The sequence below is a fragment of the Sediminibacillus sp. JSM 1682029 genome, assembly GCF_041366435.1.
In the GTDB taxonomy this organism is placed as follows: Bacteria; Bacillota; Bacilli; order Bacillales; family Amphibacillaceae; genus Sediminibacillus; species Sediminibacillus terrae.
In genome coordinates this window covers 486,575-510,225 of sequence record NZ_JBEWYY010000001.1, presented here as the reverse complement: position 1 = coordinate 510,225, position 23,651 = coordinate 486,575, and the positions used below count along the sequence as shown (strand labels likewise).

The 23,651-nt window shown below is 44.4% G+C and carries 23 protein-coding genes and 1 pseudogene; 19 read left to right on the top strand and 5 right to left on the bottom strand.

Translation table 11 applies throughout. The annotated features are described in order from the left end of the window. Nucleotides 1-90: 90 nt before the first annotated feature. Nucleotides 91-363 (bottom strand): hypothetical protein, encoded by a 273-nt coding sequence (locus tag ABVF09_RS02525; protein WP_371068556.1) that lies wholly within the window; start codon nt 361-363, stop codon nt 91-93. Nucleotides 364-599: 236 nt separating this feature from the next. Here ABVF09_RS02525 and ABVF09_RS02520 point away from each other — a divergent pair, with 236 nt between their 5' ends. From ABVF09_RS02520 to ABVF09_RS02505, 4 genes are all read left to right on the top strand, one after another. Next, nucleotides 600-1,037 (top strand): GNAT family N-acetyltransferase, encoded by a 438-nt coding sequence (locus ABVF09_RS02520; protein ID WP_026771547.1) that lies wholly within the window; start codon nt 600-602, stop codon nt 1,035-1,037. 157 nt (nt 1,038-1,194) lie between these two features. Beyond that, nucleotides 1,195-1,830 carry a DUF4937 domain-containing protein gene (locus ABVF09_RS02515; RefSeq protein ID WP_026571936.1) on the top strand — a complete coding sequence of 212 codons (636 nt, stop codon included), beginning with the start codon at nt 1,195-1,197 and terminating at the stop codon, nt 1,828-1,830. Between the two features lie 267 nt (nt 1,831-2,097). After that, a complete protein-coding gene (locus ABVF09_RS02510) occupies nt 2,098-3,243 on the top strand; it encodes a YibE/F family protein (RefSeq protein ID WP_026771545.1) in 1,146 nt (381 codons plus the stop codon). After that, a complete protein-coding gene (locus tag ABVF09_RS02505; protein WP_026571934.1) occupies nt 3,240-4,016 on the top strand; it encodes a YibE/F family protein in 777 nt (258 codons plus the stop codon). The genes ABVF09_RS02510 and ABVF09_RS02505 overlap by 4 nt, the downstream gene beginning before the upstream one ends. Before the next feature lie 56 nt (nt 4,017-4,072). On the opposite strand, the gene ABVF09_RS02500 is transcribed toward ABVF09_RS02505, so the two are convergent. The 3 genes from ABVF09_RS02500 to ABVF09_RS02490 all read right to left on the bottom strand — a co-directional run bounded on the left by ABVF09_RS02500 (nt 4,073) and on the right by ABVF09_RS02490 (nt 6,513). Further along, nucleotides 4,073-5,041, bottom strand: coding sequence for an N-acetylmuramoyl-L-alanine amidase family protein (locus ABVF09_RS02500; protein ID WP_371068555.1), 969 nt, complete (start codon nt 5,039-5,041; stop codon nt 4,073-4,075). A 281-nt stretch (nt 5,042-5,322) separates the two neighbouring features. Then, the gene (locus ABVF09_RS02495; protein WP_051382067.1) at nt 5,323-5,781 is read right to left on the bottom strand and encodes a hypothetical protein; all 459 of its coding nucleotides are present in this window, start codon (nt 5,779-5,781) and stop codon (nt 5,323-5,325) included. An 84-nt stretch (nt 5,782-5,865) separates the two neighbouring features. After that, a complete protein-coding gene (locus ABVF09_RS02490) occupies nt 5,866-6,513 on the bottom strand; it encodes an HAD family hydrolase (RefSeq protein ID WP_371068554.1) in 648 nt (215 codons plus the stop codon). 477 nt (nt 6,514-6,990) lie between these two features. On the opposite strand from ABVF09_RS02490, the gene ABVF09_RS02485 reads away from it, so the two are divergent. The 15 genes and pseudogenes from ABVF09_RS02485 to ABVF09_RS02415 form a co-directional block, all read left to right on the top strand. Further along, on the top strand, nt 6,991-8,316 hold the full coding sequence (locus ABVF09_RS02485; protein WP_371068553.1) for a D-serine ammonia-lyase: 1,326 nt from the start codon (nt 6,991-6,993) through the stop codon (nt 8,314-8,316). 170 nt (nt 8,317-8,486) lie between these two features. Further along, entirely contained in the window at nt 8,487-9,962 is a 1,476-nt protein-coding gene (locus ABVF09_RS02480; RefSeq protein ID WP_371068552.1) for a M20 family peptidase, read from the top strand. 291 nt (nt 9,963-10,253) lie between these two features. Then, on the top strand, nt 10,254-11,069 hold the full coding sequence (locus ABVF09_RS02475) for a sugar phosphate isomerase/epimerase family protein (RefSeq protein WP_371068551.1): 816 nt from the start codon (nt 10,254-10,256) through the stop codon (nt 11,067-11,069). Between the two features lie 382 nt (nt 11,070-11,451). Continuing rightward, on the top strand, nt 11,452-12,480 hold the full coding sequence (locus tag ABVF09_RS02470; RefSeq protein ID WP_026571930.1) for a Gfo/Idh/MocA family protein: 1,029 nt from the start codon (nt 11,452-11,454) through the stop codon (nt 12,478-12,480). Nucleotides 12,481-12,537: 57 nt separating this feature from the next. Next, entirely contained in the window at nt 12,538-13,698 is a 1,161-nt protein-coding gene (locus ABVF09_RS02465; protein ID WP_026771539.1) for a Gfo/Idh/MocA family protein, read from the top strand. Between the two features lie 52 nt (nt 13,699-13,750). After that, a complete protein-coding gene (locus ABVF09_RS02460; protein ID WP_026571928.1) occupies nt 13,751-14,626 on the top strand; it encodes a sugar phosphate isomerase/epimerase family protein in 876 nt (291 codons plus the stop codon). After that, nucleotides 14,626-15,399: a sugar phosphate isomerase/epimerase family protein gene (locus ABVF09_RS02455; RefSeq protein ID WP_153462016.1), complete on the top strand. Its 774-nt coding sequence runs from the start codon at nt 14,626-14,628 to the stop codon at nt 15,397-15,399. Before ABVF09_RS02460 ends, ABVF09_RS02455 begins: the two co-directional genes overlap by 1 nt. Before the next feature lie 253 nt (nt 15,400-15,652). Further along, on the top strand, nt 15,653-16,594 hold the full coding sequence (locus tag ABVF09_RS02450; protein ID WP_081704542.1) for a carbohydrate ABC transporter permease: 942 nt from the start codon (nt 15,653-15,655) through the stop codon (nt 16,592-16,594). 19 nt (nt 16,595-16,613) lie between these two features. Beyond that, complete coding sequence (locus tag ABVF09_RS02445) at nt 16,614-17,468, top strand: carbohydrate ABC transporter permease (RefSeq protein ID WP_026571925.1); 855 nt, start codon at nt 16,614-16,616, stop codon at nt 17,466-17,468. 53 nt (nt 17,469-17,521) lie between these two features. Beyond that, nucleotides 17,522-18,880, top strand: a complete 1,359-nt coding sequence (locus tag ABVF09_RS02440; RefSeq protein WP_371068550.1) for an extracellular solute-binding protein — start codon at nt 17,522-17,524, stop codon at nt 18,878-18,880. A 79-nt stretch (nt 18,881-18,959) separates the two neighbouring features. Then, nucleotides 18,960-19,568, top strand: coding sequence for a YesL family protein (locus ABVF09_RS02435; RefSeq protein WP_153462012.1), 609 nt, complete (start codon nt 18,960-18,962; stop codon nt 19,566-19,568). A 6-nt stretch (nt 19,569-19,574) separates the two neighbouring features. Next, complete coding sequence (locus ABVF09_RS02430) at nt 19,575-20,753, top strand: DUF2264 domain-containing protein (RefSeq protein WP_371068549.1); 1,179 nt, start codon at nt 19,575-19,577, stop codon at nt 20,751-20,753. Between the two features lie 18 nt (nt 20,754-20,771). Continuing rightward, nucleotides 20,772-21,767, top strand: coding sequence for a hydroxyacid dehydrogenase (locus tag ABVF09_RS02425; protein ID WP_371068548.1), 996 nt, complete (start codon nt 20,772-20,774; stop codon nt 21,765-21,767). A gap of 40 nt (nt 21,768-21,807) precedes the next feature. Next, entirely contained in the window at nt 21,808-22,221 is a 414-nt protein-coding gene (locus tag ABVF09_RS02420; RefSeq protein ID WP_371068547.1) for a GNAT family N-acetyltransferase, read from the top strand. 201 nt (nt 22,222-22,422) lie between these two features. Beyond that, nucleotides 22,423-22,707, top strand: a pseudogene (locus ABVF09_RS02415) (IS5/IS1182 family transposase); the annotation flags it as partial. Nucleotides 22,708-23,054: 347 nt separating this feature from the next. Here the strand turns inward: ABVF09_RS02415 and ABVF09_RS02410 are convergent. After that, nucleotides 23,055-23,645, bottom strand: a complete 591-nt coding sequence (locus ABVF09_RS02410; RefSeq protein ID WP_026571919.1) for a VanZ family protein — start codon at nt 23,643-23,645, stop codon at nt 23,055-23,057. Nucleotides 23,646-23,651: the final 6 nt, after the last annotated feature.

Genomic DNA, 23,651 nt, shown 5'->3' with positions numbered 1-23,651 from the left:
AAACAAAAGCGGAACGAATTCTATCTCCAACGAATTCGTTCCGTTTTTTTATTATAGGGTTTCTTCGGTAGTGTTCTTTTTATCTAAGGGTTAAAACTGTATCTCGCCATCTTCCTTGACCGGTAAATATTTTGTGAAATAAGCTCCAATTATCAATAATAACACGGTAATCGTCCAGCTGATGATGCCCAAAAAGTCCAACCAGTAGGCCAGCAGCTGTGTGACAGCGATCAAATAAAAACAAATCGGTGTCAATGCGGCCTTCATTCCGGTTACCCCTGCTTTCCTTCTTTTTTTTACGTTCATGCTGATAGAGAAAACAAGTGCAATCACAGTGAGTATAGTGAGAAAGATTTGAAGCAAGCTACCCCTCCTTGCCTAATTTCTGTTCTATTGATAACTCTAGTTTAACATATTTTGGGAGGAAGGGAATGAGCAGATAAGAAATGGAATTTTCCTATCATGATTTACGTGGTTTGGAGTGATGGAAGGTTATGGTAAGATTAAAACTAGTCTTAGTGTTAACGGCCGACCGACCCAGGACAGAAGTGATCTACAGCATAAGGTCGATTGTGGAAAGAGGGAAGGAGAATAATCAGATGGAAATAAGAAAACCTGACGAGTCTGAGCTGGAATGGATTTTTACTTTATCCCCACTAGCGATAAAGGAAGGGACGACAGGGGAATCAACACCAGATGCAGTTAAGACGAAAAAATTGATTGAGCATGTACTGGAAAAGGGTGGTCGCTATTGCGCCGCATTTGAAAAAGACCAATTGCTGGGTTGGGCTTTAGTTGGCAGCGGAAAAGATTCGTTTACGGACAAGGCATTCGGCTTTGTTTATGAACTGTTTGTCCTTCCGGATTATAGAGGAAAAGGAATTGCCGAACAATTGATGAATACTGTCCGTGACCATTTTAAAAGTGATGGGTTTAGGGAAGTGCGCCTGAGTGTTTATACGGAAAACAAAGCAATCGACCTTTATAAGAAGCTGGGATATACAGAAAAGACCATCACGATGAATATGGAGTTATAAGTTGGTGGTTTTGCCAAAACTTATTAAAATACAGCGGATGAATGTCCGGCTTCAGAGGATATACGTCACCAGAAATTTGGGTAAAGCAATAGATAAAGCAGGCTCGTCAGTTCAGTCCACTTCTATTGCAGCATTATGATAAAAAGAGGTGTCCAACTTGATTATTAAAAAGATATCATGCCATGTACCTCCTGAAAGGAAAAAGTCATTTGATGAACAACAAACCATGTGGCATACCATGAAACGATGTGATGGTTTCCTTTGCCAGCTTGGCGGCTGGGAAGAAACGGATTCATCTAAGGCTTCCATCTACTCGTTTTGGGAAACGTTCCATGCTTACCAGTATTTTATGGATCACTGCCATGACCAAATCGTCGGAACCACTCAAGAAAAACCATATAATTCCATAACGATTGAGTTGTATGAAGAGCAATTCACTTTATCGGAGAAGGGTTTACCGATCCGCCGTGTTCTGGCAGAAGCCGATTTTTTACGGATTGCGCTAGCTACAGTGAAACGTGAATGTATTCCCCGATTCATAAAAAACCAACAGGATATATGGAATCCTGGCATGCAACAGGCCGAGGGGATGCTGGGTGGTGTGTTCAGTCGTTCCCGAGAGGTTGATAGTCAGTTTCTTGTGTTATCAGGCTGGAAAAGCGAATACGCTCACCGACAATATATGGACAATTTTTTTCCATCCCTTTTGGAAGCGGCAAATCCAAAAGAAGACGTCATTGTCCTGACAGGAGAACAGTTCAGCGTCGAAGAAAGCTGGCGGGTCAGTATATAACCAGGCAGGATAGAAGAACGGTGCCGGTTGGCGATTTCTCCCTTGAAGAGGGTCAGAGATACCTTTCGCATAATCTCCAAATACCGTGTGCACCGGGGGTTGGCGTTAACTTGACGGCCTGAAAGATTGACTGTTATGCTAATTTCATTATTTCCCTGTGGATAGGGTATCCTGTGCAATGATATTTCATCACGTTTTTAACTTCTCTGAGAAAAACGGAAATACCCTCTTACACGAGATGCCGTATAGAATGTAGGAGGTAGTATTATGGTCCGTGTAATAGAAACGGCAAGGAAGAAACTTACATACAGCAATGTTTTGGCTGTCGTCCTGTTTGCTGTGCTTGTTGCCTGCTCTATGTATTTTGTTTATCATAACTATTCCTTTTATGATCGGCCGATTGCCAAAGTAACGGAAACAAACCAGATTGATCACAAAGAAGTAACAGCAGAGCACGGCAACAAGGATGAAGTTTTTACACAAGAGATTTTAGCAGAAATCATGAATGGCGATAAAAAAGGACAGCAGCTTCGCTTAACAAATGAATATTCTTCTTCGGCCACCTATAGTCAGGCATACCGGGAAGGAAACGATTTATTTGTTTCCATCGATCCTGCCAGCCAAGACGACAATGCAGAGTTGACCGGAACTATTCTGGATGTCAAACGAGACAAGTATATCCTGCTTGTAGCATGGCTGTTTGTGTTCATTTTATTGCTTGTCGGCAAAAAACAAGGCTTGTATTCTGTCATCAGCTTGGCCGTCAATGCGGTGTTGATTTCCTACGCCTTGGATATGTATATCCAGTACGCAAATTTCGGCTTGTTGTTGATGTGTGCATGCAGTGTTGTTTTATTTACCTTGACTTCGTTACTGCTTGTCAACGGCTTTAACGAAAAAACATACGCTGCAATAGCTGCAACCCTGTTAGGAACATTGACCTCTTTGCTGATTACTTATTTCGTCATGTGGATCACTGCTGAAAAAGGGCTGCGTTACGAGGAAATGGGCTTTTTGACACGACCGCCACAAGTAGTGTTCATGGCAGGCATATTGATCGGTTCTTTGGGAGCAGTCATGGACGTGGCGATTACGATGTCTTCCTCCATTTTCGGACTGTATGAGAAAAATAAAAACATTGCAGTCAAAGCGCTGAGAACTTCCGGGATGGAGATTGGAAAAGACATTATGGGCACGATGACCAACATCCTGTTTTTTGCTTATATCAGTGGCTCGATTCCGACCATGATTTTGTATTTGAAAAATGAGTACCCAGTGTCCTATACGTTTTCCATGAATCTTTCCTTGGAATTAGCCAGGGCTTTAGCCGGTGGAATAGGAATCGTACTGACCATTCCCATCGGGCTTTACACTGCGATATTTTTTGTTAATCGAAAGCGGGCGAAATCATGAACACTTTAGTTTGGCTGGCGGTTATATTGTTTTTACTGATGATTGGTATTGGAGGGAAAAAGGGAGCAAGATCATTTTTCGCCATCATGTTGAACTTTGGCGTGCTGATTGTCATCTTGTTCATGATGCTCGGGCGTGATAACGATCCGATTATTTTGACGGTCATTGCCAGTACCCTTATTAGTTGCATAACACTCTTTTTTATTAACCAAGTCAATATCACGACCAAAACGGCTTTTGTTTCCACTGTTATCACCATTGTATTGTTGCTGTTTCTTATTGTCTTCCTGACGGACAGATCGATGATCCAAGGGTTCAGTGATGAAGAAATGGGCGAACTATATGTATTTACGATGCATATTGGCGTGGATTATGTGAAGATTGCAGCTTCGGTCATCATTATGAGTACAATCGGGGCAATAACGGATGTTGCCATTTCGATTTCATCGCCGATGCGGGAAATATTTTACCACAACCCCTCGATGAGCAGAAAAGAGCTGTTTGTGTCTGGTATAAGTATCGGGAGGGACATATTGGGCACCAATACGAATACAGTATTCTTTGCTTTTATGGGAGGATATTTGGCTCTATTGATTTGGTATAAAGATTTGGCTTATTCGCTTGGCGAGATTATCAACTCCAAGGTGTTCGCGGAAGAAATGATCGGCATACTCTGTGCGGGGATGGGAGTGGCTATCGTCATTCCGATCACTTCGTGGATTACCGCTCTTGCGCTGGTACGGACTAGAAAGAAGAGTGGGGCCGCCAATTAGGTCTGTGCGTTGTTAAACAGGAAACCCTCCGGCATAAAACCGGAGGGTTTGTTGTGTCAGTTGCTGAAATAGTGCTGAATTCCTTCGCTGATGCCGGCAGCCACCTTATCCTGATAGGTTTCGGTCTTGATTACCCCAAGCTCTGCAGGATTGGAGATAAAACCAAGCTCTATCAAAACCGACAAATCGCTGTTTTTCTTAAGCACACGATAGTCTGCTCGTTTCGTTCCTTTGTCCTTGAGAGAGACGTGGTCGACTATCCCTGATTGAATGTATTCTGCCAATTCCAAGTCTTCGCTGTCTGTATAATGATAGGTGCTGATTCCACCGACTGTACTGACCGGAAATGAGTTATAGTGAAAGCTGATAAATGCATCTGTATTCGAACGATTGCTGAGCTTGATCCGGTTCTCCAGCGAAATATACGTATCATCTTCTCTGGTCATGACAATGTTGGCACCGCTTGCTTCCAGGTTTTGGGCCACTTTGAAAGCCGTTGTCAGCGTTAAATCCTTTTCATATGTCCCGTCGAACCCGATGGCGCCAGGATCTTTGCCGCCATGCCCTGCATCCAGGACGATGGTGTATCCTGTCAATGGCTCGACTGTCTGGTTTTGTTCCTGCTCATTTTTGACAGCGTCAGAATTCTCTTTTTGCATTGCTTTATTTTCTGCCGATTTGCTGACATTTTGTTTTTTATACATTGCTGTTTGCTTGCGCTTATGTAAAGAATCATGACCCTGTTCCAGCGGGACAAGGTATTGGGAGGCTACCCAGCCTACCTGATTGTCATAATAAGTTTTCGCCCATCCGTAAGCTTCATCGAACACAGTGACCATATCGCCATTTTGCAGATTCCCGATTACTTTTCCATTGCCGGAAGGCTCGTCACGGATCAAAAGGGAAGAACCGTCCACCACGTCCACCATATAAGTCTCGTTGTCCGCCGCCATCACCGATGGAGCGAGCAACAAGAAGAGAAGCATCAACCCCGCCACTGTTGTCAAAGTGATTAATCGTTTCATCAAAAAACCCCTTTCTATCAAACTATTTTCCTGCCGCAGCTTTCTAGCGCGATATTTCACCATCTTACCCAGTCTGCAATTCTTTTAAACACGGTTTCTATTATTTATAGTGAAAAATCTAGCAAAATAGTACTTTCAATGGAAAAATAGTAAGAAAGATAGTAGGGGAATAGGAAAATAGAAAGGGGGGAGAAGACGGGTGATCTAAAAAGGCTAAGGCGAAAAAAGAAGAAATTCTCCACGGACCATTTTATGGCCTTGGCGGGAATTTCTTCTCTGGCTCAGGTAGACAGTTTTTGCTTGAAAGCTGTCAGTTTTTCTTTCACTTCTGAAATCAACTGTTTGATTTGGTCCACATCCGGTGTTTGTTTTTGTGCATGTGCAATCAAAGGATAGAGACTATCTTCGATGTTTTTGTAATCGTCTGGGAAGTTGGTTTCCACTGATTTTTCGATAGTGTCCCATTCCTCAGACAGGGTTTTCCCCAATTGGTTAATGGTTTCCGTTTGTTCAGGTTGATTGTTTACAGCGGCTGCCAGTTCCTCGAGGACTTCCAGTACTTTCCCCACACCATCTGCGATTTTCTGCTCGCTTCGTGCGTCAAGGGAAGTAACCTCTTCCACAGGGGGTGTATCCGCCGGACTGGTTTGCTGTTGTCGTTCCGGCTCGTCCTCTCCAAGGTAATAGTACAAGCCGAGGCCTAGCAAGGCAATCCAAAAAAGCTGCTTCAGGGGAATCATCTCCTTTTGAGTTTGTCGAAGGTAGCCTTCCCCCAATGCAGGTATTTTTATGCAAAAGTGTACTGGTTTGGTAAAGACCGACGATCAATTGACATCCTTTTTTTCCAAGAAATCAATCAGGCCGGAAACTTCATGGAATACCGCTTCAGGCTCCACGGAATATTCCGATGACTGGTATTCGGGCAGCCATTTTGCGGCGCCGATGTGAACGCCTGCCTCATTGCCGGCATTCATATCATCGTCACTGTCCCCGATATACATGGCTTCGTCGGGTGCGGCGTTCAATTTTTTCAACGCTTGCTGTATCCCTTCGGGCGCCGGCTTGGCATCCTTGACATCATCGCCGCTGATCAGTACATCGAAGTACTTTTTCATATCAAGTTCTGCGAGAGAAAATTCAAAGCTTTTCCGGGATTTCCCGGTGACGACCCCCAGCTTCACCCCCCTGTCTTTTAGTTCGGCAAGCATCTGCACGATTTCCTGATTATTGTCGACCAACCGGTCATGATTTGCTTCATACTGCTGGTAATAAAAAGCGACAGCCTCCTCCAGCTCATTGCTCTGCAAGTTCTGTTCGATCAATTCCGGTTCCGGCGGGCCGAACATTTCTTTGATTTCTTCTTTTGAATAGTCTTTTTGATCATATTTTTTGAACACCTCTTGAAATCCGTATATGTTGACGGGAAGTGTGTTCGCCAGTGTTCCGTCAAAGTCGAAAATGACTGCTTTCATGGATTACATCCTTTCTTCTGGAGTTTTTTCTGCTATCGTCTGTTCCAGTCTTTGATGTTATACCCGAAAAAGGTAATAAAAAAAAGTTGCATAAGTCTGAGTGACTGGTTGCATTTTTGTGATTCCGGTCTCACAACCAATTTTTAATTTTTTTCAGCGAGCGAAAGAAACGAGTAAAAAAAGCTTTATCATTCGATTGATGAAGATCAAAATGAAAGAAAGGCACGACGATAAAGCTCTTCAGCCAATCAATAAAGATTAAGGGGCGGGGGGCCGAACATAAGCATACAATCTATAAAAAACTGCCATAGTCGTAAAAATGCTTGCAATTGAATTATAAGCCCGGATATTCTCAATCACCGTTTAAACGTCGGACCATAGGATTTTTTTAACCATATTATCAGAACGATCATGCATACGTTTGAAATGAAACCGGGAAAGGCATTAGCTTAATATAAGAATAGAGGAGGGTGACAAATGGATAGACAAGTTGCAGGAATGACAATCAGTGACTGGATTCACCGAATTCCTTTACTGGCACATGTCAAACAATATGAACCCGTATACTGGGAAAACAAAAGAGTCCGTGGAGACCTTCCAGAAATGGAGAAGTTAAACGGAGAGGATATAACCGATGCGGCGGAAAGATGGCAGCGATTCGCTCCCTTATTGAAAAAACTATTCCCTTCCTTGCAAGAAACAGAAGGGAAAATTGTATCACCGCTCCACAGGCTGGAACGGTATCAGTCGAACTGCACGGAGGAACTGACAGAAGACAGCCTTTTTTATTTGAAATGTGACAACCAGCTTCCAGTGGCCGGATCGATCAAAGCGAGGGGGGGCATGTATGAGGTACTCAAACATGCCGAATCACTTGCGCTTCAGGAAGGGTTGCTCAAGCTCGACGATGATTATCGTCAACTCGCTTCCAAAGCCTGCAGGCAATTTTTCAACCGGCATTCTATTGGAGTCGGTTCGACCGGTAACTTAGCTCTCAGTATAGGGATTGTCGGAACGGCGCTCGGCTTTCAGGTGCATGTGCATATGTCGAACGATGCAAAGCAGTGGAAAAAAGACTTGCTGCGACAACATGGTGCCCATGTGCACGAATATGCAGGAGATTTCAGTGAAGCCATCACAAAAGGGAGACAGCTGACAGAAACGGATCCTGCTGCTTATTTTATCGATGATGAAGATTCGAAAGATTTGTTTCTAGGCTACAGCGTAGCAGCAGCTGAATTAAAACAACAGTTGGAAACAGAAAATATTTTCATCAGTGAACAAAAACCGCTTTTTGTGTATTTGCCCTGTGGTGTCGGCGGGGCGCCGGGAGGCATTGCATATGGTTTAAAACAACTGTTTGGCCGATTGGTTCATTGCCTATTTGTCGAACCGACCCATGCACCGTCAGTCTTGCTTGGACTATCGACTGGTCTTCATGAAGGTATTTCTGTCCAGGATTTCGGCTTGGATAACCGGACCGCAGCGGACGGCCTTGCGGTAGGGAGGCCGTCCAGGTTTGCTTCCTCTGTCAGTCAGCACACGGTAAGCGGAATTTACACCGAAAACGATGATACTTTTTATCGGTTGACTTATGAGCTATGGAATGAGGAAGGTATTTTTTTGGAGCCGTCGGCAGCGGCGGGATTGTCAGGACCAAGGCGGATACAGGAAGATTCACGTTTATCGCACACAGTGCCGGATGGAGTCCATGTCGCTTGGGCAACAGGCGGGGCATTAGTACCTGATTCGGAACGGGAAGTGATTTATCAGAAGGGGAGGCAGCTTGCTGAAAAGAAATAACCCTCGAATAACAAGCGTTTTGCAAAGGGCTCCTGTGGACATATGTTCTGCAGGAGCTTGGTTTATGGGGGAATGGCAGCTTAAAAACAAACATATTATAGTGTGAGTGCTGAACAAAGGAAAGATGCGAACATAGACAATAACAAAGAAATAAAGCAAGGGGTTGGGGGATGAAAAAATGGAAAATGGTTTTGCTTGGTTTAGCAAGTTTGTTTGTTTTATTTACTATTGTAACAGGTTTCAAAACGTTCATCTTGACCAGTAAACAGCCTGAACCACAACCGGTGAAAATCGACGTGCCTGGAGAGGGTGCGGTTGCCAGGTTTTCCAAGGCGATTACCTATCCCACCATTTCCCGCCAGGATTATAGTCAATTCAGTTATGCGGAATTTGATGATTTCCTCGGCTTTCTTGAAGACAGCTACCCGCTCGTCCATGAACAACTCCATCTTGATAAAGTCAACGATTATGGACTGATTTATAGATGGCAAGGCAGTGAAGAAACAAAATTACCAATCGGTCTCACAGCCCATTATGATGTAGTTCCCGTCTTAGAAGGGACAGAAACAGATTGGGGTCAGTCCCCGTTCAGTGGTGAAGTGGTGGATGGGAAGGTTTGGGGCAGAGGGACGCTTGATGACAAAATCGGGGTAATCGGCATTCTTGAAGCAGTAGAAAAGTTATTGTCCGAAGGCTATCAGCCAAAGCGGGATGTTTATCTTTTGTTTGGTTTTGATGAGGAAGTCGGCGGTGAAAAAGGGGCACAGGCGATTGCGGAAAAATTGAAACAAAGAAATATCAAGTTTGAATTTATTCTCGATGAAGGAGGTGCGATCATCGAGGGCATGGTACCTGGATTAGCTAAACCGGTTGGTGTCGTAGGTTTGTCGGAAAAAGGAATGGCGACTGCTGAACTTTCTGCCGAAGGAAGCGGAGGGCATTCATCTCAACCGGAAAATCAAACGAATATAGGCAGAATATCCCGGGCGATCGCCAAACTGGAAAAAGCGCAATTCCCGGCTGACCTGCAGGGCCCTGCCGAAGATCTTTTCGCCTATACAGCTCCGGAGATGAAAGGAGCAATGAAATATGTATTTGCCAATCAGGCCATATTTGAACCAGTAATTGAATCGATCTTGTTGAAAAAACCGACTACCGCCGCCTTGCTTCGCACGACCATTGCACCGACCATTTTCCAGGCGGGTGAGCAGTACAATGCCCTTCCGGAAAAAGCAAAGGCGATCATTAATCTACGTGTCATGCCGGGTGAATCTCTAGAAGATGTACAGTCTTATATCGAAGAAACCATAAACGATGAGCTTGTCCAGGTGAGCGTCACTGGTAACGAAGCTTCTTCCGTCTCTTCGATTGACAGCTGGCACTTCAAGTCGATCCAGCAGGCTGCACGGAATGTCTATCCGGAGGCGGTTATTGCTCCTTATTTAATGTTTGCGGGATCAGATGCCAGGCATTACGATGAAATCGCGGAGAATACGTATCGCTTTTTGCCGGTGTTGATAACTGCGGAAGATTTGAACCGTATGCATGGAAGCAATGAACATATCAGTATCGATAATTTTCTTCAGGCCGTTTCTTTTTATCAGGAACTTATTGTAAATGCCGATCATCAGGCAGGAGATAGATAGAATACTATAGAATTTTTACTTTATAATGCCAAAAAAGGTGTGAATCATAATGGTAAAAAGGTTTTTGGAAGGTATCGATTCTCATTGGTGTGGTTGCTTTTCTGGCCGCTTCCCTTGTATTTATTTGGATTGATTCTCCTTCTCCTTACCTTGCTGCTTTGGTAACTGGATTTTTGATTTTTGAAATCAGTTTTTATCACCGTTTTCATCAAAGCAAAGAAAGAAATGACTGGAACGGTTGAAATTTGTTGCTTTTTTCCAGACTAAAATCGAGAGGAGCGGGTCAACGCAATGAAACTTGCTTTTACCACACTCGGCTGTCCGCGATGGGATTTGGATACCATGATCGATTACGCAGTTGAAAATGGCTTTCAGGGGATAGATTTCCGGGGATTTCAAGGAGAGATGGATATCTTTCGTTTGCCAGCTTTTTCGACTAGACGGGAGGAAACCAAACAAAAATTCGATCAAGCCGGTCTGGAAATACCTTGTTTCTCCAGTTCTGTCAGGTTGTATACCACATCTGAAGAACAATGCCGGGATTACCTCGAGGAGTTAAAGGAGTATGGAAAGCTATGCCGGTTTTTCCATACACCTTATATTCGCGTGTTTGGGGGAATCATCGGGGATACGCCAAGGGAACAGGCACTGGATATAGTCGAGAATAACCTTAAAAAAATGCTGGCCATTGCCGAGGAATACCAAGTCACCTTGCTGCTGGAAACGCATGATGATTGGACTTCGTGCAATTACGTAGCGGAAATTCTGCAGCGTGCCCGCTCCCCTTATCTGAAAGTGCTATGGGATATCCACCATCCATACCGGATAGCAGGTGAAGCACCTGAAAAAACATGGGAGACACTTGGAAGATATATCCGCTACACTCATTGGAAGGATTCCTACGGATACATGGCCAACCAAAAGGGATATCAGCTTTGCTTGATGGGAGAAGGAGATGTGCCATTACAGCATATTTGTCGGTTACTTGAGGAAAAAGGGTTCGAAGGATATTATACCTTGGAGTGGGAAAAAGTATGGTGGCCGGACATCGAAGAACCAGAAGTGGCCATTCCCCAATACGCTGCGTTTATGAAATCGATAGGCTGAAAAAAGAGTGTACCTGAGAAAGATGATAAGATTGAGACAAGTCAATCAGCCGACAATCAAATCACTTCCGAAATTAAGAAATCCGTTCTTAGATTAATAAGACGGATTTATTTGTTTTTTATAAGATAGGGATAACCCATAGAAGGAAAACACTTCCCGGATAGAAGATAACCGACGCCAATATAGCTGTGGACACAAGCTGGATAGTATGTGGTTCCATATTTCTTTGATATCATGCTCTCTTGAATGAATATTGCTTTGGGATAGGGAGCAAATAAAAGAGCAAAACATGGAGTAGTGTACTTCAGGTATGTCGCAGAGAACCTGTTTGATATATTTCTGCAAGGAAGAGCGAACTGTTTATAAAAAGGAGCGATACCAGTTGATCAATTTTGGGGTTGTGGGATGCGGGCGTGTAGCCAGAGTGCATACAGAAGCGATTGCGGCAGCCGCCGATGCTAATTTATATGCTTTGTGTGATACGGGAGAACAGAGAATTAGGCAATATGCCGATCGTTATCCTATCAAAGCTGTTTATACAGATTTTGAAGAAATGTTAGGTGACCCGGCGATCGATGTGATCAATATTTGCACCCCGCATGGTCTTCATGCCGAAATGGCTGTCAAATCGATCGAAGCGGGAAAACATGTCATGATAGAAAAACCGCTTGCCCTTTCTTTGGATGAAGCCGATCGCATCATCGAGACTGCCCGTCGGCAACGTGTGAAAGTGACGGTAGTTCAACAAAATCGATTCAATGAAGCGATACTGACTACCCGGCGCGCTCTGCAGGAAGGGCGTTTCGGCAGACTGACTTATGGCACTGCCTATATCCGCTGGCGGAGGGAACAGGATTACTATGACCAAGACGCTTGGCGTGGGACGACTGCCATGGCTGACGGTGTACTGATGAACCAGGCGATCCATACCATCGACTTACTCGTCTGGCTGATGGGACCAGTCAAGCGGATTACAGGCAGGACTGCAACTAGACAGCATCGGTTGGAAATGGAAGACCTTGGTGTTGCCATGCTTGAATTTGAAAGCGGTGCATTGGCGATCGTGGATGGGACTACGACGATTTTTCCTTCTGATTTAGGTGCAGGTTTGAATCTGTTTGGACAGAATGGAATGGTATGTATCGGAGGGAATGCTGCGAACCGTATAGAAAAGTGGAGATTCGGCAGGGATTTTCAGCAGGAAGAAAATGAGGTGCTTGCATTGCAAAAAGAGAATCCTGCCAGTGTTTATGGAACCGGCCACACCCATTGTGTAAGGGATTTCGTACAAGCTGTCCGGGAGGATCGGGAGCCATTCATATCGTTAGAGGACGGCCGTTATGCTTTGAAAATAGTATTGGCAATCTATCAATCTAATTCAACCGGTCTACCAGTAGACTTAACACAATAATTTTCCCAATAAAAACCCCGGTTGCAAGCATAATGATCAAAGAAAGGATGAGTGCGGATGGAGCAAGTGCGCATCGGTATTATTGGCGTGGGGAACATGGGTTACGCTCATGCGAAATATTTACAGGAAAACGCTGTGAAAGGTGCAGTATTAACAGCTGTACTGGATACGGACGGGGAGCGTGCCCGATGGCTGGAAAATCATCTAGAGCCGAAAATTCCGGTATTTACGGATGAAGACGGCTTTTTCACTTCTGGTTTGGTTGATGCAGTTATGATAGCCACGCCTCATTATCAGCATTCCCGGCTGGCAATAAGAGCCTTTCAACAAGATCTCCACGTGCTGTGTGAAAAACCGGCAGGTGTGTATACCAGTCAAGTCCGAGAGATGAATAGGGCTGCTGAAGAAAGTGGAAAGGTATTTTCCATGATGTTCAATCAACGGACCAATCCGGTTTACCAAAAGCTGCGTGATTTGATTCAATCTGGAGAATTAGGTGAAGTCCGCCGGATAAATTGGATTATCACCAATTGGTATCGTTCACAGAGCTACTATGATTCCGGTGGCTGGCGGGCAACATGGGCGGGGGAAGGTGGAGGTGTGCTGATCAATCAGTGTCCCCATCAGCTCGATTTGTGGCAATGGATGACCGGCATGATGCCAGAAAGAGTACGTGCTTTTTGTTATTTCGGGAAACATCGGGATATCGAAGTGGAAGATGAAGTGACCGCTTTTGCTGAGTATGACAATGGAGCGACCGGTGTTTTTATCACAACAACAGGAGAAGCGCCTGGTACGAACAGGCTTGAAATTGCTGGAGAGCGAGGCAAACTGGTCGTGGAAGACGGCCGGCTCCAGTTTTGGAGGCTGCGGGTTCCTGAGCCCGAATTCAACCGGACTTATAAGGGCGGTTTTGGATCACCGGAGTGCTGGGAAGTCGAGATTCCAGTAACGGGGGAGGAAACTGCACACCGAGGTATCACCCAAAACTTTATTAATGCCATCTTAAAAGGAGAGCCCCTTTTGGCTCCTGGTAGGGAAGGAATCAAAGGGCTTACGCTATCAAATGCCATGCAAATGTCTGCATGGCAAGATGACTGGGTGAACCTTCCTTTAGATGAAGAGGCATATTACAAGATTTTGAAGGAAAAAATTGCGACTTCTGAGAAAAAGCGTACAAATGGCGATGTCAGGCTTGATGTAGAGGGAACGTATTAAATAGGAATCGGAGTATGGGAAACAAATTTTGTCAAAAGGGGGAGGACAGGAAATGCGATTTTCCGTATTTACAGTGATGACACCTGATCTTACGCCGAAGCAATTAATAGAGCATCTGGTGGAAACAGGTTATGACGGAGTAGAGTGGCGGTATAAGGAAACCCCGGAAGAATTTAAGCAGGAACAGCCGAGCTATTGGCGTTTTAACAAATGTACCTTGCAGCCAAACACTACCGATGAAGAACTTGCAAGTTTGCGTAAGTCAACGGATGAAAAAAGGATTGAAGTGGTCAGCGTCACTCCTTACCTTGATGTGGATGACTTGCAAGCGACGGAGAAGGTTTTGCAGACGGCTCAAAAACTGGGAGCCTCCACCATAAGGATTGGCGTTCCCCGGTATGACAGGACGGAAACGTACCAGGAATTATTTAAAAAGGCGGTACAATACGTGAAAGAAGTGGAAGGAATGTGCAAGCAGTACAAGGTGAAGGGATTGGTGGAAACGCATCATCAGACAATCACGCCTAGCGCAAGCCTTGCTTATCAGCTGGTTTGTCATTTCGACCCCAGCCATATCGGCGTGTTATATGACCCTGGCAATATGGTGCATGAGGGCTTTGAAAATTATCGCATGGGATTGGAATTGCTGGGAGATTATCTCGCACATGTTCATGTTAAAAATGCAAGTTGGCAGATCGGACAGCAATACCCGGATGGAAGCATAGGGTGGGAAGTACAATGGGCACAGCTGGAGCATGGCGTGGTCGATTGGAAGCAGGTATTAACCGATTTGCAGGCTGTAGGATATGATGGGTATGTCGGTTTTGAAGATTTTAGCGGGGCGTTTCCGACGAAAGATGCACTCTCACACAATATCAACTGGATAAAACAATTATTGACTGAAATAAAAGGAAAAGCAGGTGATTAATGTTGGATTTCGGTTGCTGTACCGATATCGCGAACGCCAAGTTGGTGAAAGAAGCAGGTTTTGATTTTTTAGAATGCAGCGTCGCTTCCCTGGTGGATGAAGAAACGGACATAGTTGATCAACAGGCTCGATCCTGCCAAGACATCGGGCTGCCAGTATCGTCCTGTAACATCTTTTTACCAGGAACGTTGAAAATCGTCGGCAATGAAGTAGATGAGGCGGCTGTGACCAGTTACTTAGCAAGAGCAATGCCGCGTATCAAGAGGATCGGGGCCGGGAAAATTGTCTTTGGAAGCGGCGGTGCCCGTTCCGTTCCGGAAGGTTTTTCCCGACAAAAAGGGGAAGAGCAAATCGGCCGTTTTCTTGATTTAGCAGCAGATTTTGCGGAACCGCTTGGTTTGACTATTGTTATTGAACCATTGAATCGAAGGGAAAGCAATATCATCAACAGCATTCCGGAAGCAGTCCGATTGGCCAAATCGATCAACCGTCGGTCGATTCAGGTTCTGGCCGATTTTTATCACATGGAGGTTGAGAACGAGCCATTGGAAAATATCATCTCTGCAAAAGAGTATGTAAAGCATATTCATGTCGCCGACACAGGCCGGAAGCCGCCGGGCACCGGCAGCTATCCCTACCATAAATTTATGAAATGCTTGGCGGCCGCTGATTTTAACGGCAGCATGGCTGTTGAATGCAATTGGTCCGACCTGTCCCGTGAATTAGTCAGTGTGCGGGAACATCTCTCAGAAGTATTTGCTCATCCATCGTAATCTCCTTTTATCCATAAAATCCTATATAGTCCTTCTAAAATTCCATCCATTATTTTTATATTTTTTCTAAGTTTGTTGAGATTCTTTTAACTCCATAGGTCTATCAATTGGCATAAACCGACATAACAGCCAATATACTAGGACAAACAGAAAGCTAGTTTTCGATTTAATGTAAACGCTAACATAGCTGCTGTCAGGTTTTCCGAGTCCCTGCATTCTATGAAGGAAATCTTCAGGAAAGGAGAATACGAGAATGAAAGACAAGGCGGAAATCGAGAACCAGTTTCCGGCGGGTACGGCTCAAAACGGACGTCTTCCTGTCAAATCGACGAAAAAAACGTCCTCTCCGTTAACATGGTATGTTTTTCTGATTCCCAGTTTCTTGGGTATCTTGTTGTTTATGATTTATCCTATCTTCGAATCTTTACGGTTAAGTTTTTACCAGTCAAACGGAACGATAGAACATTTTACTGGTTTGAACAACTTTAAAACGGTTTTGACATCTGGCCCGTTTTGGAACGCTGTGGGAAACACGTTTTTTATCGGTATTTTTCAAATCGCCATCACAATACCGCTCGGCTTTATCTTTGCTTCTTTGATAAATTCAACGCCTAAGGGAAAAAATTTCTTCAAAGTCATTTACTTTCTGCCTAATGTCACTTCCATTGTAGCTGCGGCCATGATATTTGCTTTTGTACTCCATCCCGAAATGGGGATTGTCAATTACTTACTTGATGTCATCGGGCTGCCGACACCTGGCTGGCTCTCAGATCCTTCTACATCGAAATGGGCTGTTATCTTACTTGCGGTTTGGCATTGGATCGGCTTCGTCATTATCATCTGCCTTGCCAATCTGCAGGCTATCTCGCCTGAGATGTATGAAGCAGCCCGGATTGACGGTGCAAGCGGGTTTCAGCAATGGTTGTTTATCACCGTTCCGAACATGGGCGGAACTTTCGCCTTCTTATTGATTACAGGTTGGATCGGAGCCTTGCAGCGTTTCAATGAAGTCTATGTACTTGGCGGTCCTAACGGCAGTCCCGCCCGTTCCATCCAAACAATGGGCGCCTTTATTTATGAACGAGGGTTCACTGGATTTGAATTTGGCATCGCTTCAGCAGCCACCTATATTATGTTCATGATTATCCTGGTATTTACCTTCATCAATCTCAAGCTTTCCAATATGAAAATTTAGCATGAAAGAGGTGAGTGAAATGTCCCGTCCACTTTCCATTAAGCAAGCCGAACGTGTGTCTGGTGCTTTTAAATTCATTGTTCTCTTGGTCTTCGGCGTATTACTGATGGCACCTTTCATTTGGATGGTAAGTGTCGGTTTTGACCGGACGGCAAATATCAGCATGCCTTTTCCGCCACGGCTGATTCCAGAAGAGCTTTCCGGTTTCAATTACGGAATCGTTTTTGAAAATGGACGATTGATTCAGTCTTATATCAATTCGGCCATCGTGACGGTAAGTTCGGTGCTTTTGGGAGTATCCGCTTCCCTGCTTGCGGGCTACGCTTTTTCGAAAGGCAGGTTCAAAGGGAAAAAACTGTTATTCATCCTTGTATTATGTACATTGATGATCCCCATGGAACCTAGATTGATACCGTTGTACAAATTGTTCAATTCGGTCGACTTGCTGAATACTTTTTGGCCGTTAATTTTGCCGACAGTTATCAATGGCATGCTGATTTTTCTTTGTAAGCAGTTCTTTGATCAACTTCCTGATACATTAAGGGAAGCGGCGCAAATCGATGGAGCCGGCGAATTTAAGATTTTCTTCCGGGTATATTTGCCTCTGGCCGGACCGATTGCAGCCACTATGGTTATACTGGCTTTTATCTGGAGCTGGAACGATTTCATGTGGCCGCTCGTCGTACTCAATAATCAAGAATTGCATACCGTTCCTCTTTATCTGGCAAGTTTCTCACTGGAAAACGGCACAAGCCTCGGCGGATTGACGATGGCACTGGCTACTGTGAGTATTTTGCCGATCATTATCCTGTACCTGTTCTTGCAGCGTTACATTATCCAAAGCATCGCTTTAAGCGGAGTTAAGGGAGAGTGAATGAACAGCCTCGAGCAGGCCGTTCTTTTTAAAAATTGCGAGGGGGATGAAACATGGAGAAAAAACGGATCACCAAATTGGGTGTACTGTTGGCAGTAGTATTGGGTCTGGTCGGCCTGCTTGCAGGCTGTAGTAAATCAGGTGCTGGATCAGAGGATGACGGAGGAGAGTGGGCGGGGCAGAAAATCAATGTCCAATTGATTGGCGATTTTGCGATGGAGACGAAAACGGATCCTGTGACAGGTGATTCAGTCAAAGGGGTGGAGGTGTTGAAAGAGGAATTTGAAAAACAGCACCCAGGAGCCACTGTTGAATTTACGCTAATGCCTTGGGAAGGTTATACCGAAAAAACACAGGCAATGATCACATCAGGTGACGCAGACGTCTATCAAATGCCGGGAACAGTCGATTTTGCTCCACAAGGAGTGCTTGAGCCTCTTCAACCTTATATTGACAAAGATGAAGAGTTTGATTTAGACATCTTTATCGAAAATCAGGTCGAAGGTTGGAAAGCGTTAGGTCCGGATGATGATGAACTGCAAATATATGGTCTGCCATTTCTTGGAGACGCCCGTTTTATTGCTTATGACAAGCAATTGTTTGATGAGTGGGGTGTAGAATACTTGTCGGATCATCCGACAATGGAAGAAGTGGCTGAAAAAGCAAAGCAAATGACGGGGAAAAATCCGGTAACCGGTGAGCAAAATCATGGAATCTGGTTCAGAGGTGACTGGTCATCGGCTTTTACCTTGATTGATCTGGCGGAAGGGCAAAATGGTTCATGGGGCTCCGGCTTTGCATGGGATGAAATTCAATTCACTTTTGATTCTCCAGAAATGGTCAACGGTTTGAATTGGCTGCTGGATATGCAGGAGCTCGCTCCTGAGGGACTGGTGAGCAATCAAGGGAACGAGAAATGGCTGACGAAAGAAAACAATATCGCCATCATGCTCAATCAAGGACCGGGGGATACAATTAAACCGGCATACGCTCAAGGATTGGAGGACAGGATCGGTATAGCTCAAGAATTCAAAAATGATGAAGGAGTGGGTGGGTTGTTTGCCGGGAGCCCGATAACAATCGCCAAGGACAGTGAAAACAAAGATTTGGCGTGGGAATGGGTGAAATTCGCTACAAGTGAATATACACAAAAATACATCTATGAGGAAATGGGATTGGTTCCTTCCATCAAGTCGGCAATGGAATGGGATAGTGTAAAGGATACCGAATTGATGCTTCCTGTGTTTGAAGCAATGAGTACACCTTGGACACCGCGTTATCCGTGGGGATCCGCACAACCGAGGTTTATTTTGACATCCGAAGTAGAAGCGGCGCTCACTGGTGAAAGGAGTGCAGAAGAAGCATTGACCAAAGCACAAAAAGAGAGTACGGAGTGGCTGGAAAACAGGTAGTCAAATCAGGACCTTAGCAGGAAGTCGGAAGCCCGTAACCTTCTTCCTGCTATCCGGTTTTGTCAGGAGGGGCCGAGACATGGAAGCAGGATTACTAGAAAAAATCTGTTTTTGGATAAACCGATTTGCTTATCTCAATTTGTTGTGGCTGTTATTCTGCCTGGCGGGCTTGTTGCTGGCTGGTTTCTTTCCTGCCACTGCAGCCATGTTTGCCGTTCAGCGCAAGTGGATTAGCGGCAGGGTTGAAATACCTGTCTTCCGTACCTTTCTTTCAACATATAAGAGGTATTTTTGGAAGGCCAATCAACTTGGTTTTCTCCTTTTGTTGTTTGGGGGCATGCTTTTTATCAATTTCTATCTCGTCATGGACAGGGCAAGTGTACTTGCATCGTTGTTCCATTTATTTCTTCTTTTGCTTAGTTTTTTATATCTTTTGGTTTGGCTGTATGTATTTCCGGTACTGGTTCATTTTGAAGGAACAGGTTTTGATACGGTGAAAAATGCTTTGTTTACTGCGATAACCTCTCCCTTTTTAACCATCTCAGCGATTATAGGGGTGGTCTTGCTTTTCTGGTTTTGCAGAGCTTTACCAGGAAGCATCCCGGTACTCGGTTGCAGCGGTATCAGTTTTATTATGTCTGTATTTGCTCAGCGGGTGTTTAACAATATCGAGACCAGGGCCTTTTGAATCAATATGGAAAGTGAGGGAGGAGCAATCGGATATTGTACAAATAGAGAACGTCATTACTGGTTGAGGATGATGCAGAAAGTCGCTGATCCGGTACTTTCTGCTTTAGAGAGCCGCCAATTAAAACCTGCCATGCCCGTAGAAATGAATACGAAAACAAATCGTGAACCTTTTTCAGCACTGGAAGCGATGGCTCGGCTGTTAAATGGAATGGCTCCCTGGCTGGAAAGGAAACAAGAGGACTTAGGAGAAGAAAAAATCCGTCAACGGTATGGTGAATTAGCTCGGAAAGGAATTGATGCAGGTACCGATCCCGATTCACCTGATTACATGAATTTTTCGGAGGGATTTCAACCGATAGTGGATACAGCTTTTCTGGCACATGCCCTCGTCCGGGCCCCCCAGCAGCTTTGGGACCCGCTTGACAGTCGGGTTAAGGAAAATGTGGTGTCGGCTTTGCGAGCCACTCGGAGTCGTAAACCTCATTTTTCAAACTGGCTGTTGTTTTCTGCTATGATTGAGACCGCTTTATTTCAAGTAGGAGAATCAGACTGGGATCCTATGCGGATTGATTATGCGATAAAACAAACCGAACAATGGTACGCAGGAGATGGAGTGTACAGTGACGGCCCCTCTTTCCATTATGATTATTATAACAGCTTTGTCATTCACCCTATGTTGTTTGATATAGTAGCAGCAATGGGAAGTCGATATCAGGAATGGAACATCCAATATTCGAAAATCCTGCGCAGGGCCCAAAGATACGCTGAAATTCAAGAACGGTTGATTGCTGCTGATGGCTCTTTCCCTCCAATAGGAAGGTCACTTGCTTATCGAACAGGGGTTTTTCATAATCTTGCCCACCTTGCACTTCATGAGAAGCTTCCTGACTCTCTTGAGCCAGCCCAAGTTCGGACTGGATTAACCGCTGTTATAAAGCGTTCTCTGGAAGCACCGGGCAGTTTTACTGATGATGGCTGGCTTACTATAGGTCTTAGCGGCCATCAGCCGAGTATAGGTGAAGGTTACATATCGACCGGCAGCACATATTTATGTACTGTTGTCTTTTTACCGCTCGGTTTGTCAGTTGATGCTCCGTTTTGGCGGGATCCGCCGCAGGACTGGACAGCCAAAAAGGCATGGTCGGGGAAAAGGTTTCCAATAGATCAAGCCCTTCAAGATTAATCAGAAAGGAGGTACCGGATGGAAAAAGGTTTATTCATCATGCGCTTGGAACCATTTGACTACGTTTATCCCTCTGAAATCAGGGAGGAAATCAGCCGATTTGTCGATATTATCGCCCCCCCTATGACGGTGGACACCGCCCTGCTGCATCCGGAACTTTTAAAACAGGCAGAAGTCATTTTTTCCGGGTGGAACGGCCCTGAACTGGATGAATCTTTTTTGGAAACCGCTGAAAGATTAAAGGTCATTTTTTATGCGGCAGGCTCTGTCAAACCGATTGTGACCGATGCAGTTTGGAAACGGAATGTCAAAATCACCAGTGCCGTCAGGGCGAATGCGATTCCTGTAATAGAATTCACCCTATCACAGGTGTTGTTCTGTCTGAAAAACGGTTGGCAGTTTGTCCGACAAGTCAAGCGGGAGAAACAGTTTCCGGAAAAACCTTACTATATAGCAGGAGCCTTCCAAAGTAAAGTAGGATTGATTTCCCTTAGCACTGTTGGTCGGGGTGTTGCTGATCAGTTGAAACGCTTCGATGTCGAAGTATTGGCTTACGACCCCTGCGTAGAGAAAAAACAGGCAGAACAGCTTGGAGTGAGATTGTGCTCGTTAGAGGAAATCTTTCAACAATCCGATGTAGTTTCCTTGCATACTCCTTTGCTGGAGGACACAAGAGGGATGATCAGAGGGGAGCATTTTGCCATGATGAAACAGCATGCCAGTTTCATCAATACAGCCCGTGGTGGTATTATTAGGCAATCAGAATTGGTTCATGTCTTAATGGAACGCACAGATCTCACGGCAGTTTTGGATGTCACAGAACCAGAACCGCCTGCTGCCGATTCACCATTGTATCAAATGGAAAACGTCGTACTTACCCCGCATTTGGCTGGAAGCGAAGGGGCAGAATGCGGAAGGATGGGAATGTATATGCTGGAAGAGTTGAAAAGGTACGTGTCCGGTGAACAGCTGAAATGGCAAGTGAATCCAGACAATCTACACTTTCAGGCTTGATTGGAAAATGCAAAAAAATGAAGAGGAGGTGCATACGGATATGGATATCACTTATGATAATGTACCCACTATTCCAGAGCAAACGGTGCTTGAAGGTATTCTACTGTTGCATGACTCCATATTCGGGGATGCATACGACTTAGCTGAAAAAATTAATAAAAGGCAGAAGCTTCTATTTACACTGGCTTATGATCACGATTCGGTAATCGGCTATAAAATCGGATACCCGTGTGATGAGAAAAAATTCTATAGCTGGTTAGGCGGAGTAAACGCTAATTATCGAAACATGGGGATTGCTTCGGCTTTAATGGACCATCAGCACGTGTATTTACGCGAAAAGGGGTATGGGAGGGTACAAACGAAAACAATGAATCGTTGGCGTTCTATGCTGCTATTGAATATAAAAACAGGCTTTGATATCACTGACACGTACCTTGATAGTCAGGGGGATTGAAAATCGTCTTAGAAAAGGAGTTAAACTAGAAGTTTCGTGAAAGCTTCTTTTTTTCTACGCGGAAATGTTATGAATCACCGGGAAAATACAAAGGGGGAAAGAGGCACGGCTTCCATCCTCAGAAAGTCTGAAACGCTTTTATGCGGGATTTTCAGCTTGTGCCTGCTGAAAGCGAAGTGCATTTCTGTAGTGTTTATAACCATTCATAAAGTCAAAATAACGAATGACTTAAGAAGACACAATGCACCAGCACGTGGTTCACAAGCATGGGGGACTTTGTTCAAAAAACGCACCTCAGTGGAACGTGTAAATGCTTATCTTAAAGAGTTTTTTCAGCTTAATAATGTTCGTTATCGTACTGGAAAACGTGCCAAGGTTCACTTTGACATGGTGACGCTTGTTTTTCATGCATCAAAATTAGCTGCAGATCGTATTAATGCTCAGTTAAGAAAGTCAAGTCTTCTTATAGATCTACCTTTTGATTAAAAATAGGAACAACAAGATAATGACTGAGTAGCCCGAATACCCGTAGACTCCTGCGGGAAGTGGGAGATCGGCAAGACCCCACAGGGCTATGCCCGAGGAGGCTTGCCACTCCCCCGCGGAAAGCGGAGGGTATTCGGGCTACGGGCTAATGACAAAACGCTATAAGGCTGCATTTTTAAAAATATGTTTATAAATTCTGCACAGGTCTGTAATTTTAAAAAGAGCAATGATGAAATTGATTCAGTTATCTAATAAAATGTAAAAAACCGGACATGTTCGAATGCTTAGTAGTTCGAATCATTGTTCGGTTTTTGTTTTGGCAACGAGACTTTCGTCTGAGCCTCTTTTTAATGTTCGATAGAAAAAACCTTACTAAAGAGCGGATAAATTAGATAGCCAAGTAGAATGCCGCTGGTGTTCAGGATCAAATCATCGATATCCATGCTTCCCCGGTGGGTAAGAAACTGCAGAATCTCAATCAAGCTTACGGAAGCAATGGCCATTCCCGCTAGATACCTAAGTTTCGCTTCCTCTCTTTTACAGCAATAGTAGATACCGAAAGGGATAAACAACCCTATATTGGCAGCGAGGTTGTAAAAAGCAATGAATGGAGACGTCTCTCCATACAAGTAAAACATAATCGTTTTGAAGGGAATTAAATTGTAATTGTCATAGACTTGGCCTGCCGGACGGAAAAACAAAAGGACAAGCAAGAAAATACTATAAACGATGATAGATACATCAAGCGACTTTTTGGCAATCGTGAAGCGCTTCTTGAATGCAATACTGCTAATAGAAAAGAAGATAAAACTGTAGCAAATCCACACAACAACCAATACCAGGGAATGCAAATATTCAGTAAGGGATATCCAAATGGGAAATAATAAAACAAACACGATTTGTGCCACCCATAGACTGAAAATAAACCTTTTCTCCACTTTATG

Bases quoted from the DNA above. Each gene is read 5' to 3' on its own strand.
- ABVF09_RS02480 (WP_371068552.1), top strand. From the start codon at position 8,487: ATGAAAAAATGGAAAATGGTTTTGCTTGGTTTAGCAAGTTTGTTTGTT.
- ABVF09_RS02465 (WP_026771539.1), top strand. From the start codon at position 12,538: ATGGAGCAAGTGCGCATCGGTATTATTGGCGTGGGGAACATGGGTTAC.
- ABVF09_RS02420 (WP_371068547.1), top strand. From the start codon at position 21,808: ATGGATATCACTTATGATAATGTACCCACTATTCCAGAGCAAACGGTG.
- ABVF09_RS02485 (WP_371068553.1), top strand. From the start codon at position 6,991: ATGGATAGACAAGTTGCAGGAATGACAATCAGTGACTGGATTCACCGA.
- ABVF09_RS02450 (WP_081704542.1), top strand. From the start codon at position 15,653: ATGAAAGACAAGGCGGAAATCGAGAACCAGTTTCCGGCGGGTACGGCT.
- ABVF09_RS02520 (WP_026771547.1), top strand. From the start codon at position 600: ATGGAAATAAGAAAACCTGACGAGTCTGAGCTGGAATGGATTTTTACT.
- ABVF09_RS02475 (WP_371068551.1), top strand. From the start codon at position 10,254: ATGAAACTTGCTTTTACCACACTCGGCTGTCCGCGATGGGATTTGGAT.
- ABVF09_RS02500 (WP_371068555.1), bottom strand. From the start codon at position 5,041: ATGAAACGATTAATCACTTTGACAACAGTGGCGGGGTTGATGCTTCTC.
- ABVF09_RS02495 (WP_051382067.1), bottom strand. From the start codon at position 5,781: ATGATTCCCCTGAAGCAGCTTTTTTGGATTGCCTTGCTAGGCCTCGGC.
- ABVF09_RS02440 (WP_371068550.1), top strand. From the start codon at position 17,522: ATGGAGAAAAAACGGATCACCAAATTGGGTGTACTGTTGGCAGTAGTA.
- ABVF09_RS02445 (WP_026571925.1), top strand. From the start codon at position 16,614: ATGTCCCGTCCACTTTCCATTAAGCAAGCCGAACGTGTGTCTGGTGCT.
- ABVF09_RS02510 (WP_026771545.1), top strand. From the start codon at position 2,098: ATGGTCCGTGTAATAGAAACGGCAAGGAAGAAACTTACATACAGCAAT.
- ABVF09_RS02425 (WP_371068548.1), top strand. From the start codon at position 20,772: ATGGAAAAAGGTTTATTCATCATGCGCTTGGAACCATTTGACTACGTT.
- ABVF09_RS02435 (WP_153462012.1), top strand. From the start codon at position 18,960: ATGGAAGCAGGATTACTAGAAAAAATCTGTTTTTGGATAAACCGATTT.
- ABVF09_RS02455 (WP_153462016.1), top strand. From the start codon at position 14,626: ATGTTGGATTTCGGTTGCTGTACCGATATCGCGAACGCCAAGTTGGTG.
- ABVF09_RS02430 (WP_371068549.1), top strand. From the start codon at position 19,575: ATGGAAAGTGAGGGAGGAGCAATCGGATATTGTACAAATAGAGAACGT.
- ABVF09_RS02505 (WP_026571934.1), top strand. From the start codon at position 3,240: ATGAACACTTTAGTTTGGCTGGCGGTTATATTGTTTTTACTGATGATT.
- ABVF09_RS02460 (WP_026571928.1), top strand. From the start codon at position 13,751: ATGCGATTTTCCGTATTTACAGTGATGACACCTGATCTTACGCCGAAG.
- ABVF09_RS02490 (WP_371068554.1), bottom strand. From the start codon at position 6,513: ATGAAAGCAGTCATTTTCGACTTTGACGGAACACTGGCGAACACACTT.